Consider the following 16,589-nt stretch of genomic DNA (forward strand, 5'->3'; position numbering starts at 1 on the left):
GTTACGCCAGCCGCGAGAGCTCTGCTAGGACACCGCCATGAAACTCCCCATCGATATCGACAGCGTCAAAGGCTTCATGGACCCGGCGGAGGGGGCGGCCCTCTATGAGGCGGCGCTGGCCTGCGCGCCGCGCGGACCGTGCCTGGAGATCGGCGCCTATTGCGGCAAGTCGGCGGTCTATCTGGGGACGGCGTGCCAGGCGGCGGGCGGGGTGTTGTTCTCGGTCGATCACCATCGCGGCTCGGAGGAGAACCAGCCGGGCTGGGCGTATCACGACGCCGAGCTGTGGGATGACGCGGCGAACGCCATGGACACCCTGCCGTTCCTTCGCACGACCTTGCGGCGGGCTGGCCTTGAGGATGTGGTGTTCCCGGTGGTGGGCCGCTCGGCCCTGATCGCCAAGGCCTGGGCGACGCCGCTCGCCTTCCTGTTCATCGACGGCGGCCACACCATGGAACACGCGCTGGGGGACTGGCGCCACTGGACCCCGCACCTGATGCCGGGCGGGACGCTGGCTATCCACGACGTCTTCCCCGATCCCGCCGATGGGGGGCGCCCGCCCTTCGAGATTTACCAGCGGGCGCTGGCGTCGGACCTCTACGAGGAGGTGGCGGCGGTGAAGAGTTTGCGGGTGTTGCGGCGGGTGTAGTTCCCACCCGCTCGTCCCGGCGAAAGCCGGGATGTGGACTCTCGTTCGAAGTGCAACACCCTGGAGAAGACCTCGGCTGGGGTTTGGAAGTCCAGGCATTGTCTTGGGGTGTGGTTGTAGGCCTGACCGCCCCCCACCAGGTCCGCGCCAGCCTCTCCCGACATTCCAGCCCCCCGCGCCGAGAGCGCCAAAATCGAATGCCGGCCCAAAGCGTCAGCCTGGTTCGATCGCCAGCTCGTAGCTGTTCATCGCCGCCTCCGTCGCGTCGAAATCCTGCAGCGCGCCAAGAGTGCCCACGCCCTCCGCCACCAAGCCGGCTGTCATGCCCGCGAAACGACAGGCGTCCAGCGGAGTCCAGCCGCGATCCAGGGCGGCGATGAAGCCGGCGCAGAAGGAGTCGCCGCAGCTGGTAGTGTCGACAGGGGTGACAGCAAACGCCGGTATCATATGCTCCTGCCCGTCGAGCACGACGAGCGCCCCCTTGCGGCCATTCTTGATCACACAGGCCTTGGCGCCGAGTTCGATGAATCGCTGCGCGGCATTGGAGAGGTCGTCCGATCCGCTCAGGAAGACGGCTTCGGCGGCGCTGGGCATGAAATAGTCGACATGCGGCAGGATCCTGCGGATCTCGTCCATCGCGCTGTGTCGCGGGCCAATCAGGTCGCAGGTCACCAAAGCTCCGCAGGCCTTCGCCTGTCGCAGCAGTTGGGCGCCGGGTCCGCCGTCGGTCGTGGAGCCTCCGATAGCCGCGTAGTGCACGAATCGGCTGCTGCGCGCGACGGCGACCACGTCTGCGTCGACTGGCGGCGCGCCGCCGGTTCCCGGGTAATGGAAGCTGGACCGACGCCCATCACTCTCGACGGCCAGCAGGGTGGACGACGTCCGTTCACCCGCCCGGATCGCCAGCAAGCTCGTGTCGACCCCCACGGCCTCGAGGCCTGCACGGACGAAGAGGCCATTCATGTCGTCGCCCACGGCGCCGGCCAGCTTGACCTTGGCGCCCAATCTGGCCGCGACCAGGGCGGCGCCGGCAGCCGTGCCCGCGGGCGCGCAGGCGAGGCCCTGGATCAGGATCGCCCGCTCTGTGTGCGTCAGCCCATCGATAGGATAGGCATTGATATCCAAGGTGGTCAGACCGATGGCGAGCAGTCCGGTGTTCATAAGCGCCTCACCGTCATCACGCCGAGCGTCCGTAGCCGGTGTTGCCCACCCGGCGATGGAAGTCGGCCCACTCCTTCGCCGTAAGAAGCCGAGGCTCGCCCAGCGCGCGCGCGAGCACATAGTGGCGGCAGGACACCTCCAGCCGGTGCGCCAGCTTCACGGCGGCGGACAGGCTGCCGCCGCGCGCGGTCGCGCCGTGGTTGCCCATCAGACAGGCGCTGCGGGTTTTCAGGGCTTCGGCGACGTCGTCGGCCAACCTCTCGCTCCCGAACGTCGCGTAGGGCACGCAAGGGACGTCGTCGCCGCCGAATGCGCCCACCATGTAGTGGAAGCCCGGCAGCGGCTTGCAATGGCAGGCCACCGCGACGCAGTAGTCCGAGTGCGTATGGACCACCGCATGTGAGTTCGGGCTTCCGCGGTAGATGCGGGCATGGAGTTGCCACTCGCTGGACGGCCGTAGGCCAGCCTCCCAGGTTTCGTCGGACCCCACATAGACAAGGCTGTCTTCGGTGATGCTGTCCCCGCTCGCCCCGGTGGGCGAGATCAGCATGCCCTCTCCGAACCGCATGCTGAGGTTGCCGGACGACAGCTCGGTGAGGCCCAGCCTGACCACCTCGCGGTAGGCCTGCGCCAACGCCTCCCGGGCGGCCCTCTCCGAACTCTTCGGCATCAGCGCCTTTCCTTTCGCGCGAACCCTGCGGGTCGATTCATTGCGGCATCACACCATGGGAGGTTCTGCGGCTCGTCAATCGCCGACGCCCGATAATCAACAGCTCTGCGCCAGGGTCGTGACCCGTCGGAGATGAGCCCGGCCGGTGCGGCCGGTGACTTCCGCCAGGGGTCGAAATCAGAAATTGGGTCGGGGCCGGAGACCGGACTTGAGACCCACGACCAAGCATGGTCGGCGTCGATGAATTCCCGTCCGGGTATGAGGATCTTGTTTGAGTTAGGCCCGCCCGATCAGCACGTCCGACGCTGCTGACGCGCCCAGCCTGGCGTCGAAGGCCAGGATGGCGGCGGCCTGAGTCCAGGTGGGGCGTTCGCGGGGCCAGACGATCGCCTCCTCGAACTGCCAGCCCATCCAGAAAGCGCCGTCGCTGTCGCGGTGATTGAGTTGCGAATCCATCAGAGCGCCGGCGGCGGCCCGGGCGCCGAGGCTGAGCAGGGCCATGGCCAGTTCGCAGGACTCCGCCACCGTCACCCAGGGCTGGCTGGCCACACATCGGCAGCCGCGCCCGAGAACAGCGAAGCGCGGGGCGCGGGCCTCGAGCCGGGCGAAGGAGGCGCCTGGCGACAGCACCCCGGCCAGGGCCGGATAGTACCAGTCCATGGCGAAGTCGGAGCGGTCCTGCAGCCGGTCGAAGCGGTGCGGAGCGTTGCGGATGGCGCAGCTGAGCCGGTCCTTGGCTTGGGCCCAGGCCGGCTGCGGTTCGCCCAGCAGGTCGGCGAGCTTCAGGGCGCAGTCCAGGCTCTTGAAGATCGAGGCGTTACCGGCCAGGACCGCGTCGTCGGCGCCGGTCCCGAAGGCTTCCTGGCTCCAGGAGATGTCGCCTTCCGGGTGCTGCAGGGTCAGGACGAAGTCGATGGCGGATTTCACCATCGGCCAGTAGCGGCGTGCGAAGGCCAGGTCGTTGTCGAGGCGGTAGCGGTGCCACAGGGCCACGGCGGGATAGGCCGCGAAGTTCGAGTCCCGGAAGGCCGCCGCCGGGGTGCGGGCCATGTGCAGGCGGTCGGCCATGGGCAGGGTGTTGCCGTATTCGCCCAGCCAGGCGCCCGACTGCTCCTGCGACCAGGCGAGATATTCGAAGCCTCGGTCGGCCGCGTCGAACTCGCCCATGGCGCCCAACGCCATCAGGCATTCGGCGTGGTTCCAGGGGTCCCAGGGCCCCTTGTCGAACCAGGGGATGGCGCCGTTGGCCTGTTGCTGCGCCAGGATGACGTCGAGGGCGCCGGTGAAGGGCGCCAGCGGGCCGCCGACGCGGTCGAAGGCCAGGCTCATGCGGCGCCTTTGCGGAAATAGAGGGCGACGCTCTTGCCGGCGAGAGGGTTGGCGATGGCCTCCAGCACCCGGGTGAGGGCGGGGCGATCCATCAGGTCCCAGACCAGGAAGCGGTGGTAGAGCTTCACCAGCGGATGGTCGTCGCGTCGGTCCCAGAAGGCGCACTTCAGCCACCAATAGGGGGCGTGCAGGGCGTGGGCGTAGTGTTTGCCCCTATAGGCGAAGCCGAGGTCGCTGATGGCGCGGCGGAGGTCGGGCTCGTGGAAGATGCGGACGTGGCCGCCGGGCTGGTCGGCATAGCCGTCCTTGCCAGGCGCCAGCGCCCAGCAGATGCGCTCGGGCCAGGCGCGGGGCACGGTGGGGACGAAGCGGCCGCCTGGCTTCAGCACCCGACGAATCTCGGCCAGCGCCCGGTCGTATTCGTGCAGGTGCTCCAGCACCTCCGAGCAGATCACCACGTCGAAGCAGGCGTCGGCGAAGGGCAGGCGGTAGGCGTCGCCGGAGAGGAAGGATGTCGCCCCCTCAACCGCCACCGGCGGGAGGTGCTCGAGGCCGTCGCGGGCCTTCACCAGGCTCGCGATGTCGAGGTCCAGGCCCACGACATTGACGCCCGGCAGCATGTGGACGCCGTGGACGTGACGGCCCTCGCCGCAGCCCAGGTCCAGCACCCAGTCCCCGGCCTTGAGACCCAGGGTTTCGAGACGGACGGTCAGCATCGGCGAGCGATGGCGCGGCGCAGAACCGCCTCATAGGCCTCGGCGGCACGGTCCCAGGAGAAGGCCTTGCGGGCGCGCTGGCGGGCGGCGGCGCCCAGGTCGGCGCGGCGGGCAGGATCGTCCAGCAGGGCGGCGATGCCGCGAGCCAGGGCGGCGCTGTCGCCCTTGGGCACCACGACGCCGGCGTCGCCGACGACCTCGGGAAGGGAGCCGCCGTCGGTGACGACGACAGGCGCGCCGCAGCTCATGGCCTCGGCTGCGGGCAGGCCGAAACCTTCATAGAGCGACGGAGTCACGCAGATGGTGGCGCGGGCATATTGCTCGGCCATCTCGTCGTTGCTGAGGTCGTGGATGAAGCTGACCCTGTCCAGCAGGTTGAGGTCGTCCAGAAGTTCGGCGGTGGGGCCTTCGCGCAGCTTGCCGATGACGACGAGCTCCAGGCGCGGATAGGTCTCCAGCAGGGTGGAGTAGGCCTCGATCAGATGCTTCAGCCCCTTCAGCGGCACATCGGCGCTGGCGGTGGTGAGCAGGCGGTTGTCGCGGCGGCGGATGTCGGGCTGGGGTTTGAAGGTGTCCTGGTCGATGCCCAGGTGGATCACGTTCATCGCTCTGCGATCGACGTCGAGGCAGGCGGCCACGTCGGTCGCGGCGGCTTCGGAGACCAGGATCACATCTGACAGGCGTGGCGCGACCTTCTCCTGCATCTTCAGGAACGCGTACCACTGGCGGATCAGGGCGCGGATGCCCCACTTGGGTTCGGCGGCGAGCGCCAGCTCCAGGTCGCGGCGGATCGGGTGGTGGATGACGCCGACCACGGGCAGACCCGCGCGTTCGATATCCAGCAGGCCCGAACTCAGGGACTGGTTGTCCAGCACCACGTCGTAGTCGCGCCGGTGGGCGCGCAGGTATTTCGCCGCGCGACGGCCGAAGGTCCACGGCTCCATGAACTTGCCGAGCCAGTGGCCGAAATACTCGGCGGTGTCGGTCCAGCTCAGCAGATGGCGCCAGCGCAGGGCGCGGTGGCCGTTGTGCGGCTGGTTGTAGAGGTCGAGCGACGGCAGTTTGATCAGGCGAACGCCCTCGGGCACGTCCGGATAGGGCGGGCCTGACAGAATATCGACGCTGTGGCCCCGGCGGGCGAGCGCGGCGGCGGCCTGGCTGAGATAGACGCCCTGTCCGCCGACACGGGGATCTGACCGATAGGACAGGAAGGCGATCCGCAGCGGCGGGGCGTCGCTCACCTCGGTGCGCGCGCGCGTCTCCGAGACGCCGACGGGGGGAGAAGGGGTTTTCAGCATCGCCGCTGTCCATAACGCGTCAGCGACCAAAAGGACTAGAACCAAACCCTGAGAACGGCGGAGTATGTTGTTTCAGGTCAGATATGTGGCGGTCGGGGGGCGGCCACTAAACCCGCTCCACGATCAGCGGCATGCCCCCCTTGGGTCGGATGGCGATGTCACCGGTGGGTTCGACGGTGTGGCCGGCGACGGGGCGAAAACGGAAGCGCGCCAGCCAGTGGGAGAGCACCAGCAGGCCCTCGGCCTGGGCGAAGGCCGCCCCGATGCAGACCCGGGGGCCGGCGCCGAAGGGGATGTACTGGAAGCGGTGGTGGGCGGCCTTGGCCTCAGGGTGGAAGTTCTCCGGATTGAAGGCGTCGGGATCGGCCCACAGGCGGCGGTGGCGGTGGACGATCCACGGCCAGATGGAGATCTGGTCGCCCTTGCTTACCTTGTGGCCGCACAGCTCGTCGTCCTGGGCGGCCTCGCGGTCGATACGCAGGGCGGGCGGGTAGAGGCGCAGGGTCTCCTCCCAGACCATCTTCAGATAGGGCAGGCGGGCGAGGATATCCTCGGGCGCGCCTCCGGCGTCCCAGGCGGCGCGGGCTTCCTCTCCGGCCCATTCCTGGGCCTGGCGGTCGCGGCTGAGCAGGTAGAGGGCCCAGGTCAGGCCGTTGGCGGTGGTCTCATGGCCGGCGCCGAGGAAGGTGACGGCGTTGTCGAGGGCGAGCTTTGCGGCCGCCCTCGGCGGATGGGCGGCGCTGAAGGCGTCGATGACCCGGGTCATGAAATCCTGCGGCGGGGCGGGATCGGCCTGACGCCGGGCGATGAAGTCGGCCAGCCGGCCGATGATGAACCGGCGCCCCGCCGCGCCACGCCACTGGACCGGGTTCTGGTCCAGCCACGGCGCGCCGAAGATCACCCCCATGCGGTACTGGCCGGTGGCGGCCATGATCGCCAGCATGTGGTCATGGGCCTCCTCCATGGAGAGGCCCGCCTCCGAGGAGAACAAGGTGGCGTTGATGATGTCGAAGGTGGTGCGTCCGCTTTCGGCGGCCACGTCGATGACGTCGCTGTCGGCGGTGGCCCAGCGGTCGGCGGTCTGCCGGGCAACCTGCGCGAAGGTGGGCATGAACCCGGCCACCATGGCCGGCGTGAAGACCGGCGCCATCATGCGGCGCTGATCGCGCCAGGCTTCGCCGTCGGTGGTCAGCAGGCTGTCGCCCATGGCCGGGGCCAGCATGCGCTTGACGATGCCGGGCTTTGGATAGGTCCCCAGCTTGTCCATGAGAACATGCTGGATGGCGGCCGGATCGCTGATGAAGTGGTAGTTGAGGTTGAAGACCTTGCGGGCCTTGTAGTGGTCGTCGAAGGCCTGCTTGGGCCAGCCGTTCAGGGGGTTCTGGGCCTGTTTGTCGACGAAGACGCGCCAGACCGGCAGCCAATCCTCGGGCCGTTCGGGCATGGCGGGCCGGAACGGCGCCCGGGGCGCGGGAGCCCAATCGAATGCTGTGGTGTCGCTCATGACCTTATCCCCTCGGTCGGTGATCTGGCGGCAGGATGGGAGAATTTGATGCAGCGCAACAAACGATATAACAGTGCTATTCTTGTGAGGTGACATCACATGGACCAGCGATGACGCGACGTTCGCTTCCACCCCTGACCGCCCTGCGCGCCTTCGAGGCCTTCGCGCGGCTGGGCAAGATGACCACGGCCGCCGACGAGCTCTGCGTCACCCACGGGGCGGTGAGCCGGCAGATCCGCAGCCTGGAGGAGGCGGTCGGCCTGGCGCTCACCGAGGGGCCGCGGCACCGGCTGAAGCTGACCGATGCGGGCGAACGGCTGGCGGCCTCGCTGTCGGGCGCCTTCGACCGGGTGGAGCGGACCCTGACCGACCTGAAGTCGGCGGCGGACACGGAACTGCACCTCTCGTGCCTGGGCACCTTCGCGATGCGTTGGCTGATCCCGCGCCTGGGGTCGTTTCATGACCAGCATCCGGGCCTGCGCGTGCGGGTGACCGAGAGCTTCGCGCCCGCCGACTTCGCCCGCGAACGCTATGACGCCGCCATCCGCCTGACCGAGCACGTGCCGGCCCATGGCGGGGCGGCCATCGCCTTCCTGGACAATTTCCACGGCCCTGTCGCCGCACCGCAGCTGACCGGGGCGACCCCTGGCGTGAAGGCCTTCGCCAGCCTGCCGCGCCTGCACACCCGGCCGCATCTGCAGGCCTGGTCGGAATGGGAAAGCCACACGGGCCTCTCCCTGCCGGAGGCCGCGCAGAACCGCGAATATGAGCACCTTTTCTACATGCTGGAGGCGGCGGTGGCGGGCCTGGGCGTCGGGCTCAGCCCCTTCGTTTACGTCGCCGCCGACATCGAGGCCGGGCGGCTGGCGGCGCCGGTGGGATTCGTGCGAACGCCGGCCCAGTTCTATCTGATCCTGCCGCCGGGGCCTGCGAGGCCGGCGGCCTCGGCCTTCCGCAACTGGCTGATGGACGAGGCCGCGAGCGTGCCGGTTCCTAGTTGAACACCTGCATCAGGCGGAAGATCGCCGGCAGCAGCAGGACCCCCAGCAGGCAGGGGAAGATGAACAGGATCAGCGGCACGGTGAGCTTCACCGGCAGGGCCAGGGCCTTCTCCTCGGCCCGCAGCATCCGCTTCTGACGCATGTCCTGGGAGAAGACCGTGAGGGTCTCGCCCAGGCTGGTGCCCATGTCCTCGGCCTGGCGCAGCATGGTGGCGAAGGCGCGCGCGTCATCAATGCCCAGGCGGTCGGCGAAGGCGGTCCAGGCCTCCTTTCGCGACTTCCCGGCGCGGAGCTCCAGGGTCAGCATACGCAGGTGGATGGTCAGGCGCGGATAGCGGCGGACCAGTTCGTCAGTAACCCGGCCGACGGCGGCGTCCAGGGACAGGCCCGCCTCCACCGAGGCCACCAGCAAATCCAGCAGATCGGGGAAGCCGTCGGCATATTCCCGCTCGCGGTCCTTCTGGCGCAGGGACAGCACCTGGTCGGGGCCGAGCAGGGCGATCAGGGCCAGGATGGCGGCCAGCAGCACCGGCGCCATGCCGTGGCCTGGCCTCAGCGCGAAGGGCAGCATGACGATGGTGCCCAGGGTCGCCACCGCCAGGGCCGCGGCCCGCGCGCCGAGATAGTAGATCGCCGCCTCCCGACCGAAGAAGCCGGCGCGGATCAGCCGCAGGCGGACATCGGACACCTTGGAGGGGTCGCTGACGGCGGCCTGCTGGCCCAGGCGGCGCACGCTGGCGGTGACCTGGCCCAGGATGCGAACCTCGCCGCGTGAGGGTTCAACCCGGGGCGTGGCGGGATCCTGGAAGCGTGCCTTGCGCAGGCCGCGAACCCGCAGCTCGCCCAGGGCCAAAATGCCGCCGCCGGCCACGCCGAGGCCGACCATCGCCAGGCCGAACCACAGGATGAGGGTCTGCAGGTCCATCGGCCTAGATCCGCATGTCGACCATGCGGCGCATGATCAGGTTGCCGATGGCGATCCAGACCAGCATGCCGATCAACCCGGTCTGGATGAAGGGTTCGCTCAGCACCTCGCCGTAGAAGTCCGGGGACATCAGGTGGATCGCGCCCCCGGCGATGAAGGGGGCGGCGGTGAGTATCAGGGCGGAGATGCGCCCCTCGGCCGAGGCGGCCTTGATCTTCAGGCGCATGCGGTGGCGCTCGCGCACGGTGGCGGCGTTGAGCTTCAGCAGGCCGGTGAGGTTGCCGCCGGCCCGCTCCTGCAGGCGCACGGTGGCGGCGAACAGGTCGACGTCCGGGTGCTGGCACCGCAGGGACATCCGGCCGATCGCCTGTTCCAGGGTGGCGCCATAGGCGATCTCGTCGGCGGCCATGCCGAATTCCGAGCCGATGGGGTCGACCATCTCGCGGCCCACCAGTTGGATGGCGGTGGGAACAGGGTGGCCGGCCTCCAGGCTGCGGACGATGATCTCCAGGCCCTGGGGCAACTGATGGCCCAGCGCCTTCGACCTGCGGGCGGCCATGAATTTGAGGAAGAAGATCGGACCCGCGCCGCCGAGCAGGATCGCGCCCACCGGGGCCATCAGCAGGCTGTGGGTGAAGACCCCGATGAGGATCGCGCCGCCGAGGGCCGCGGCGATCACCGCTACCAGCCACTTCCTGGGATCATAGGGCACGCCGGAGCGGACGATCAGCTCGGCCAGCCACTTCACGCCGGCCCGCAGGTCGCCGGCGGCGGTGAGGCCGCGCTGTTTGCGCAGCTCCACCACCAGTTCCTGGATGCCGCCGATGCGCTCGGAGACCTTCAGGCGCTGGTTGACTCGGTGCTTGACCTTGGCGGTCCCCAGCAGGCCGAAACAGGCTTGGCCGGCGGCGAAGACCGCGGCGAAGACCAGGACCAGATAGGCGCTCTTGGCGTCGAACCCCATCAGCCCAGAACCCGCGAGGGATCGAAGTTGGCGGTGTCGTAGGCGATGCCGCGACGGGTCATTTCGTCCAGGCAGCGGGCCCGCAGGCCGCTGGCGCGGAACTCGCCATGCACCACGCCATCGGCGGAGGTATGCAGGCGGTTGAAGAAGAAGATCTCCTGCATCTGCACCACCTGGCCTTCCATGCCGGTGATCTCGGTGACGCTCATCAGCTTCCGCTTGCCGTCCGACAGACGCATGATCTGGATGATCAGACCTACCGCCGAGGCGATCTGGCCACGCACCGCCTCGGGCGACAGCTTCATCCCCGACATGGCCACCATCTGCTCCAGGCGGGTGATGGCGTCGCGGGGCGTGTTGGCGTGGATGGTGGCCATGGAGCCCTCGTGGCCGGTGTTCATGGCCTGGAGCATGTCGAAGGCTTCCTCGCCCCGGACCTCCCCCAGGATCACCCGGTCGGGACGCATGCGCAGGGCGTTCTTCACCAGCTCCCGCTGACGGATCTCGCCCTTGCCCTCGATGTTGGGGGGCCTGGTCTCCAGTCGTACGATATGGGGTTGCTGCATCTGCAGCTCGGCGGCGTCCTCGATGGTGATCAGCCGCTCCTTGTGGCTGATGGCCGCCGACAGCGCGTTGAGGAGGGTTGTCTTGCCCGAGCCGGTGCCGCCGGAGATCACGGTGGAGACGCGGGCCTTGATGGCGCCGTGCAGGAAGTCGGCGACGCACTGGGGCATGGCGCCCACGTCCACCAGCTTTTCCAGGGTGTAGGGCTTCTTGGAGAACTTGCGGATCGAGACGCAGGCCCCGTCGATGGCGATGGGGGCGATGGCGGCGTTGACCCGGCTGCCGTCGGGCAGGCGGGCGTCCACCATGGGCTGGCTCTCGTCGATCCGGCGGCCGACCCCGGCGACGATGCGGTTGACGATGCGCAACAGGTGATCGTTGTCGCGAAAGCGGACGGCGGTAGGCTCCAATTCGCCGCGTCGCTCGACATAGACCTGGAAGGGGCCGTTGATCAGGATGTCATTGATGCTGTCATCCTTGAGCAGGGGCTCAAGCGGCCCCAGGCCCATCATCTCGTCATAGACCGACGCGCCCAGGTCCTCGAGTTCGGCGGTGTTCAGCACCAGGCGCTCGGCGCGGGCGAAGTCGCCCACCAGCACCATGACCTGACGGCGAAGCTCCTTTTCGCCCACTGATTCCAGCTTAGAGAGGTCAAGTTCCTCAATGAGTTGTGCGTGTAACTTCAACTTTATGTCGAGCTTTTGACGCTCAGCGAGGTCGCTCGTGGCGGGCGCAGGCGCGCGCTCGGGTGGCGGCGTCGGCGCTTTGGTCTCGACGACCTCCAGGAGGACGGGCTTGGCGGGGCTGAAGCGTCCCATCAGGCGGCTCGCGACGGGGCTGCGGCCGGTACGACAGGCCGCGCGCGACGGCCGCGGTCGGCCAGCAGGTGATCCACCAGCGATCCGACATCGCGGACGATCTTGGACTTGGGCCGGTGCTGGCTGATGGCGCCGCCCAGGTTTACCGACGCCGCGGCGGCCTCCCAGTCCGAGGCGATGCCGCCGTCGGCCTTGCGTTGCAGGGCCTTTTCGGCCTCCGCCGTGGAGGGCGCCGGGCCGAACATCCGGTTGGCCAGGCGATTGAGCACGATGCGGGGCCGCAGGGCGGCGGCGGCCTCCACCTCGTCGGAGAGGGCGCGGGCGGCTAGCAGGGCGGGCACGGTGAGCTCGGAGACTACGATCACCTCGTCGGACCCGGCCAGGGCGTCAAGGCTCCACGAGTGGCGGTGTCGGGGCATGTCGAGGACCACGTGGTCATAGGCCTCGCAGGCGATCTCCAGGATGCGCAGGACGGCCTCGCGGGAGATGGAGGTGAAGGCGCCCGGATCGCGGGGACAGGCCAGCAGGTCCAGGCCCTTGGCCACGGGCGTGGCGAAGGCGGCCAGCAGGGCGGCGTCCATCCGTTCGGCGGCGGGGCCGAACTCAGCCAAGCCCATGGAGGGGGTGGCGCCGAGATAGGGGGCGCAGGCGCCGTCGGCCAGGTGCAGGTCGATGAGGCAGACGCTGTTGGCGCGCGAGGACCGGGCGGCAAGAGCGCTGGCGATCTCGATGGCGGCCATGGTGGCGCCTGCGCCGCCGACCGCGCCCATCACCGACCAGCACCGGGAGTGGTGTCCCTGGGCGCTCGGCGCCTGGGCGGCGGCCTGGTCCAGCAGGGCGTAGATGGCGTTCTGCAGCTGCTCGTGGGTGAAGGGGGTCTCCACCACGTCGGCATGGGGCAGGCGCATCAGGGCGCGAACCAGGCCCACCGGCAGGTGTCCGCCCAGGAACAGGGTGGGCGGCAGGTCGGCGACCTGGGACAGGGTGGCCACGGCGGCCGCCAGGGCGGCGGGCTCGGCATGGTCGGCGTCGATCAGGATGAGGTCGGTCATCCCCGGACGCAGGTCGGAGAGGCGCTCAAGTCCCGCCACCTCCATGGCCGCCCCGAACAGAGGGCCGCGCGCCAGGGGCGCCAGGCTGTCGCCGATGGCCAGGACCCGGCGGCCCAGCAGGCTCCAGTTGCTCATGTGGGCGCCCCGGTCCGGGCGGAGCCCTCGACCTTGGCCAGAGGCTTGTCGAGCGCCAGGCCGTTGAGGATCAGGTCGATGGCGGTGGCCTCATTGCCCGCCATGATCGTGGAGGTGGCGTGGTAGTCGTCGCCACCGGCCATGCGCGGGGTTACGATGATCACCAGCTCCGTCTCGGACTTCTTCCAGCGCGATGAGCGGAACAGGCTGCCTAGGACGGGAACCTCTCCGACGCCTGGAAGCTGGCGGACCGAGTTGGAATAGTCCTGCTGGAACAGGCCGGCGATCGCGAAGCTCTCGCCAGAGCGCAGTTCGACGGTGGTGTTGGCGCGGCGGACCACCAGACTCGGAATCTCGATGCCGTTCAGCTTCAGCGGCGTGCGGCTGTCGAGTTGGCTGACCTCGGGGGCCACCTGGAGGCGGATAAGCCCGTTGTCCTGCACGGTGGGCTGGAATTCGAGAGTCACGCCGAAGGGGCGGAACTCGATGGTGACGGTGTCGCGGCCGTTGGGAACCGGGAAGGGGAACTCGCCGCCGGCCAGGAAGCTGGCCTTCTCGCCTGACAGCGCCACGAGGTTCGGCTTGGCGAGGGTGCGGATGACGCCCTTTTCCTCAAGCGCGCGCAGAACCACGTCGATGGAGGCCGTCCCAAGCGTGCCGCGCAGTGAAAGGCCTCCCTGCGGCGTGGTGTTGCCGATCAGGCCGGTCCCGGTCTGCAGGGCGAAAGTGGAGCCGTTGCTGGCGTTGATATTGAAGCCGATGTCCTTGAGCGACGACCGACTGGCCTCCAGGACGCGAACCTCCAGGATCACCTGTTGCGAGGCGCGGACGGTCAGGGCCGACGTCACCGACCCTGGGGCGAACTTCTCGGCCAGGCCCTTGGCCTTGGCGGCCGCGGCGGTGGTGGAGACGTCGCCGGCCAGCAGCAGGCCTTCGCCGAGGTTGCGGACCTCGATCATCTCGCCGGGCAGGGCGGCGGCCAGATCTTCCTGGAGGGCGTCGGCGTCATAGCCGACCCGGACGTCCACCACCTCCTGCAACGCGCCGCCCGCGCCGTAGATCAGCAGGTTGGTGGAGCCCAGCGCCTTGCCGCGCACATAGAAACTGCGGTCGGTGGTGGCGACGATCTGCGCGGTCTCGGGCTGGGCCACCACGATCTTGCTGGCCGGACTGTCGAGCCGGAAGGAGGCGGACTTGTTGCGCGGCACGCTGATGACCCGCGATCGGGCGGCCTCGCTGGAGAACTGTTCGGCGGCGGCGGGCAGGCCGGCGCCGAGGACCAGGGCGACGGTAAGCGCGCCGAGGATGGGGGAGCGGAGCATGGCTGTGGTGTCCTTAGGCCGCGGGCTTGGGGCTGGCGGCCGGGGCGGAATTGTCGCCTTCGACGATGGTGATGCGGCCGCCGGAGGGGGCGCCGGAGGACCGGGCGCGGCGCGCATGGCCGCTGGCGCGGGGCGCGGCGGATGCGACTTCGGCGACCGGTTCGATGTCGGAGGATCCGAGCGGCCGGAGCGCGAGGGAGAGAGAGCCGAGCTCGGCGGCGATGGCCAGCTTCTGGGCGTCCTTGACGCTGACCTCCAGGGTGGTGGTCGACGGCTTTTCGGCCTTGGTGGAGGTAGGATCGGCATTGAGGTCAACGCCAAGCACGCGAACGTTCTGGACCACCAGCTGCGAGGTCAGCGCCTTGCCGGGACCGTCGGGGGTCAGGTTGCGCATCATCACCACGTCCACGTGGTCGCCGGGCAGGGCGTGGCCGCCGACGCCGGAGATGTCGTTCACCCCGATGGCGTAGGCGCGCATACCGGGCTCCAGCTCGGCGGCCACCGAGGGCCGGGCGCCGGGGCCGGAAAGCTTGGCGGGCAGCAGGGGTTCACGGGCGGCGATCAGGGTCAGGGCGACCGGCGCGCCGCCATGATCCTGGGCCAGCACCTGGGCGACGGAGGCGAAGGCGTTGGCCGGGGCGGCGTCCTTGGGGATGCGGATCAGCTTCAGGTGACCGGCGTCCAGGCGCTCGCCATAGGCGATGTCGCGGGCGGCCACGACCACCGAGACGGCGTTGGCCATGGGAGAGACCGCGACCTGCGCGGCCTGCACCTTTCCGGTGTCAGGCAGGGCGACCCGGGCCACGATTATGGCGCCCAGGCCCAGGGCGACGGACGCACCCAGACTGCCGATTGTAACGAGCCGCATGCCCCACCCTGGTGCTAATAGCGTCAAACTATCAGCCAGTTATGCGAGGGGCCCCTTGCGATAGGGCGAAGAAAGAGGGTGTGCGATTGTAAACCCTAACGCTCGGCTTCCGCTGGCCGTCAGGCAGGTTCGAAGGCCGTGGCCGCGATCAAGGGCGCGTCGATGCGGCAGCGAAGGCCTGCTGGGTCATAGGTGAGTTGGGCCGCCGCGCCCAGATCGGCGGAGAGGCCCTGGACCAGCAGCCGCGAGCCGAAGCCCATGCGCTCGGGGGTCTTGACGGGCGGACCGCCGCGTTCTGTCCAATCAAGGATCAGGCGAGGATCGCCGTCGCGGTCGGCGAGGGACCAGGTGATGGCCACTCGGCCAGGTTCGGTGGAGAGGGCTCCGTACTTCACCGCGTTGGTGACAAGTTCGTGCAGGGCCATGGCCAGCGCCACCGCCGCCTTGGGGGCCACGCGCAACGCAGGTCCCCGAACGTCGAAACGGGCGCCTTGCTCTGGTTCGAAGGGGCTTATGCAGGTGGCCACGATGTCGCGCAGGTCGGCGGTCTCCCAGTCCTCGCGGGTGAGGATGTCGTGGGCGCCGGAGAGCGCGATCAGCCGTGAGGTCAGCAGGTCGCGCGCCTCGACCGCAGACTGACCGGACCGCAAGGTTTGGTGGGCGATGGACTGAACGGTGGCCAGGGTGTTTTTCACCCGGTGGTTCAGCTCGTTGATCAGGAACTGTCGGCGTTCGGCGGCGCGAGTTCGGTCGGTGATGTCCTGGATCGTGCCGACATAGCGGGTGGCAAGTGGTCCCGCCGCAGTGTCCTCGAAGATCGCCTCGCCGTGGGCGAGCAGCCAGCGAATGGCGCCGTCGGCGCGGGTGATACGGTACTCGTAGGGGATCTTCTCCCGAAGGATCGGGTCGATGGCGCGCTGCGCCATGGCCGAGGTCCGGGGGTAATCATCCGGATGGGTGGCGTCGCGGACCGTTTCGTAGGTGACAGGTTCGTCCGCCGGGAAACCATAGATGGCCTTGGCCTGCTCGGAATAGACCATGGTGTTGGCGGATAGGTCCCAATCCCAAACCCCAAGACCTGCGGCCTCCGTGGCAAGGCTCAGGCGCCGTTCGGACAGTCGCAGGGCCTCGTCGGCCAGACGGTGATGCGTCAGATCCTGAGCGATCCAGATGACCCCATCGACGCGATCGGGACCGATCTGTCGTGGGCTAAGGGCGATGTGGAGGTCGCGAACGCTCCCATTTCGGTCGGCGACCGTCAGGTCCCGTGTCCGCACACCGGACCCGGAGACTAGCGCTTGGGCGACCGCGGCGAGGCCAGGGACAACGACGCTGGTGAACTGTTGACCATGGACAGGTTCAGAGGGGGCCAGCAGCCAGGGTGAGAAGTTGGCGCTCAAAAAGACGCAGGCGCCGCCGCCGTCGATCACCCCGATCTGCAGGGGGATCGCCTGGAGGAGGGCGAACAGTGGGGCCCGTTCGATCAAGGGCTTGGCGGCAAGCGCCGCCTCGAGCGCCGTGACACGATCCTGAAGGGCCGCGTTTGCGTGGCGCAGGTCGTCCAACTCCGACATTCACAACCCCTGACCCGGTCGCCCACAGCCTAGAGGAAG

Annotated in this window: 15 protein-coding genes; 2 read left to right on the plus strand and 13 right to left on the minus strand. The window is 68.9% G+C overall.

Features of this window, described 5'->3' with window-relative positions; genetic code table 11:
* Positions 1-37 precede the first annotated feature (37 nt).
* On the plus strand, positions 38-649 hold the full coding sequence (locus AAC997_RS18970) for a class I SAM-dependent methyltransferase (protein ID WP_340647266.1): 612 nt from the start codon (positions 38-40) through the stop codon (positions 647-649).
* 213 nt (positions 650-862) lie between these two features.
* Here the strand turns inward: AAC997_RS18970 and AAC997_RS18975 are convergent, their stop codons facing one another.
* The 6 genes from AAC997_RS18975 to AAC997_RS19000 all read right to left on the minus strand — a co-directional run bounded on the left by AAC997_RS18975 (position 863) and on the right by AAC997_RS19000 (position 7,327).
* Complete coding sequence (locus AAC997_RS18975; RefSeq protein ID WP_340647267.1) at positions 863-1,810, minus strand: PfkB family carbohydrate kinase; 948 nt, start codon at positions 1,808-1,810, stop codon at positions 863-865.
* 16 nt (positions 1,811-1,826) lie between these two features.
* Positions 1,827-2,480, minus strand: coding sequence for a class II aldolase/adducin family protein (locus AAC997_RS18980; protein WP_340647268.1), 654 nt, complete (start codon positions 2,478-2,480; stop codon positions 1,827-1,829).
* A gap of 276 nt (positions 2,481-2,756) precedes the next feature.
* On the minus strand, positions 2,757-3,809 hold the full coding sequence (locus AAC997_RS18985; protein WP_340647269.1) for a hypothetical protein: 1,053 nt from the start codon (positions 3,807-3,809) through the stop codon (positions 2,757-2,759).
* Positions 3,806-4,525 (minus strand): class I SAM-dependent methyltransferase, encoded by a 720-nt coding sequence (locus AAC997_RS18990; protein WP_340647270.1) that lies wholly within the window; start codon positions 4,523-4,525, stop codon positions 3,806-3,808. Before AAC997_RS18990 ends, AAC997_RS18985 begins: the two co-directional genes overlap by 4 nt.
* Positions 4,519-5,823, minus strand: a complete 1,305-nt coding sequence (locus AAC997_RS18995; RefSeq protein ID WP_340647271.1) for a glycosyltransferase family 4 protein — start codon at positions 5,821-5,823, stop codon at positions 4,519-4,521. The genes AAC997_RS18990 and AAC997_RS18995 overlap by 7 nt, the downstream gene beginning before the upstream one ends.
* Positions 5,824-5,929: 106 nt before the next feature.
* The gene (locus AAC997_RS19000; protein ID WP_340647272.1) at positions 5,930-7,327 is read right to left on the minus strand and encodes a cytochrome P450; all 1,398 of its coding nucleotides are present in this window, start codon (positions 7,325-7,327) and stop codon (positions 5,930-5,932) included.
* Positions 7,328-7,437: 110 nt separating this feature from the next.
* Between AAC997_RS19000 and AAC997_RS19005 the strand changes: the two genes are divergently transcribed.
* On the plus strand, positions 7,438-8,328 hold the full coding sequence (locus AAC997_RS19005) for a LysR substrate-binding domain-containing protein (RefSeq protein ID WP_340647273.1): 891 nt from the start codon (positions 7,438-7,440) through the stop codon (positions 8,326-8,328).
* On the opposite strand, the gene AAC997_RS19010 is transcribed toward AAC997_RS19005, so the two are convergent.
* The 7 genes from AAC997_RS19010 to AAC997_RS19040 all read right to left on the minus strand — a co-directional run bounded on the left by AAC997_RS19010 (position 8,321) and on the right by AAC997_RS19040 (position 16,550).
* Complete coding sequence (locus AAC997_RS19010; protein WP_340647274.1) at positions 8,321-9,253, minus strand: type II secretion system F family protein; 933 nt, start codon at positions 9,251-9,253, stop codon at positions 8,321-8,323. The genes AAC997_RS19005 and AAC997_RS19010 overlap by 8 nt on opposite strands.
* Before the next feature lie 4 nt (positions 9,254-9,257).
* Entirely contained in the window at positions 9,258-10,217 is a 960-nt protein-coding gene (locus tag AAC997_RS19015; protein ID WP_340647275.1) for a type II secretion system F family protein, read from the minus strand.
* Positions 10,217-11,413 carry a CpaF family protein gene (locus AAC997_RS19020; RefSeq protein WP_340647276.1) on the minus strand — a complete coding sequence of 399 codons (1,197 nt, stop codon included), beginning with the start codon at positions 11,411-11,413 and terminating at the stop codon, positions 10,217-10,219. The genes AAC997_RS19015 and AAC997_RS19020 overlap by 1 nt, the downstream gene beginning before the upstream one ends.
* Positions 11,414-11,598: 185 nt before the next feature.
* Complete coding sequence (locus tag AAC997_RS19025; RefSeq protein ID WP_340647277.1) at positions 11,599-12,786, minus strand: hypothetical protein; 1,188 nt, start codon at positions 12,784-12,786, stop codon at positions 11,599-11,601.
* Positions 12,783-14,108 (minus strand): type II and III secretion system protein family protein, encoded by a 1,326-nt coding sequence (locus AAC997_RS19030; RefSeq protein ID WP_340647278.1) that lies wholly within the window; start codon positions 14,106-14,108, stop codon positions 12,783-12,785. Before AAC997_RS19030 ends, AAC997_RS19025 begins: the two co-directional genes overlap by 4 nt.
* Positions 14,109-14,121: 13 nt before the next feature.
* Positions 14,122-14,976, minus strand: a complete 855-nt coding sequence (gene cpaB / locus AAC997_RS19035; protein ID WP_340647279.1) for a Flp pilus assembly protein CpaB — start codon at positions 14,974-14,976, stop codon at positions 14,122-14,124.
* Between the two features lie 119 nt (positions 14,977-15,095).
* Positions 15,096-16,550: an HWE histidine kinase domain-containing protein gene (locus AAC997_RS19040; protein ID WP_340647280.1), complete on the minus strand. Its 1,455-nt coding sequence runs from the start codon at positions 16,548-16,550 to the stop codon at positions 15,096-15,098.
* Between the last annotated feature and the right edge of the window lie 39 nt (positions 16,551-16,589).

Origin of the sequence: Phenylobacterium sp. (genome assembly GCF_037968635.1) — a bacterium.
In the GTDB taxonomy this organism is placed as follows: Bacteria; Pseudomonadota; Alphaproteobacteria; order Caulobacterales; family Caulobacteraceae; genus Phenylobacterium.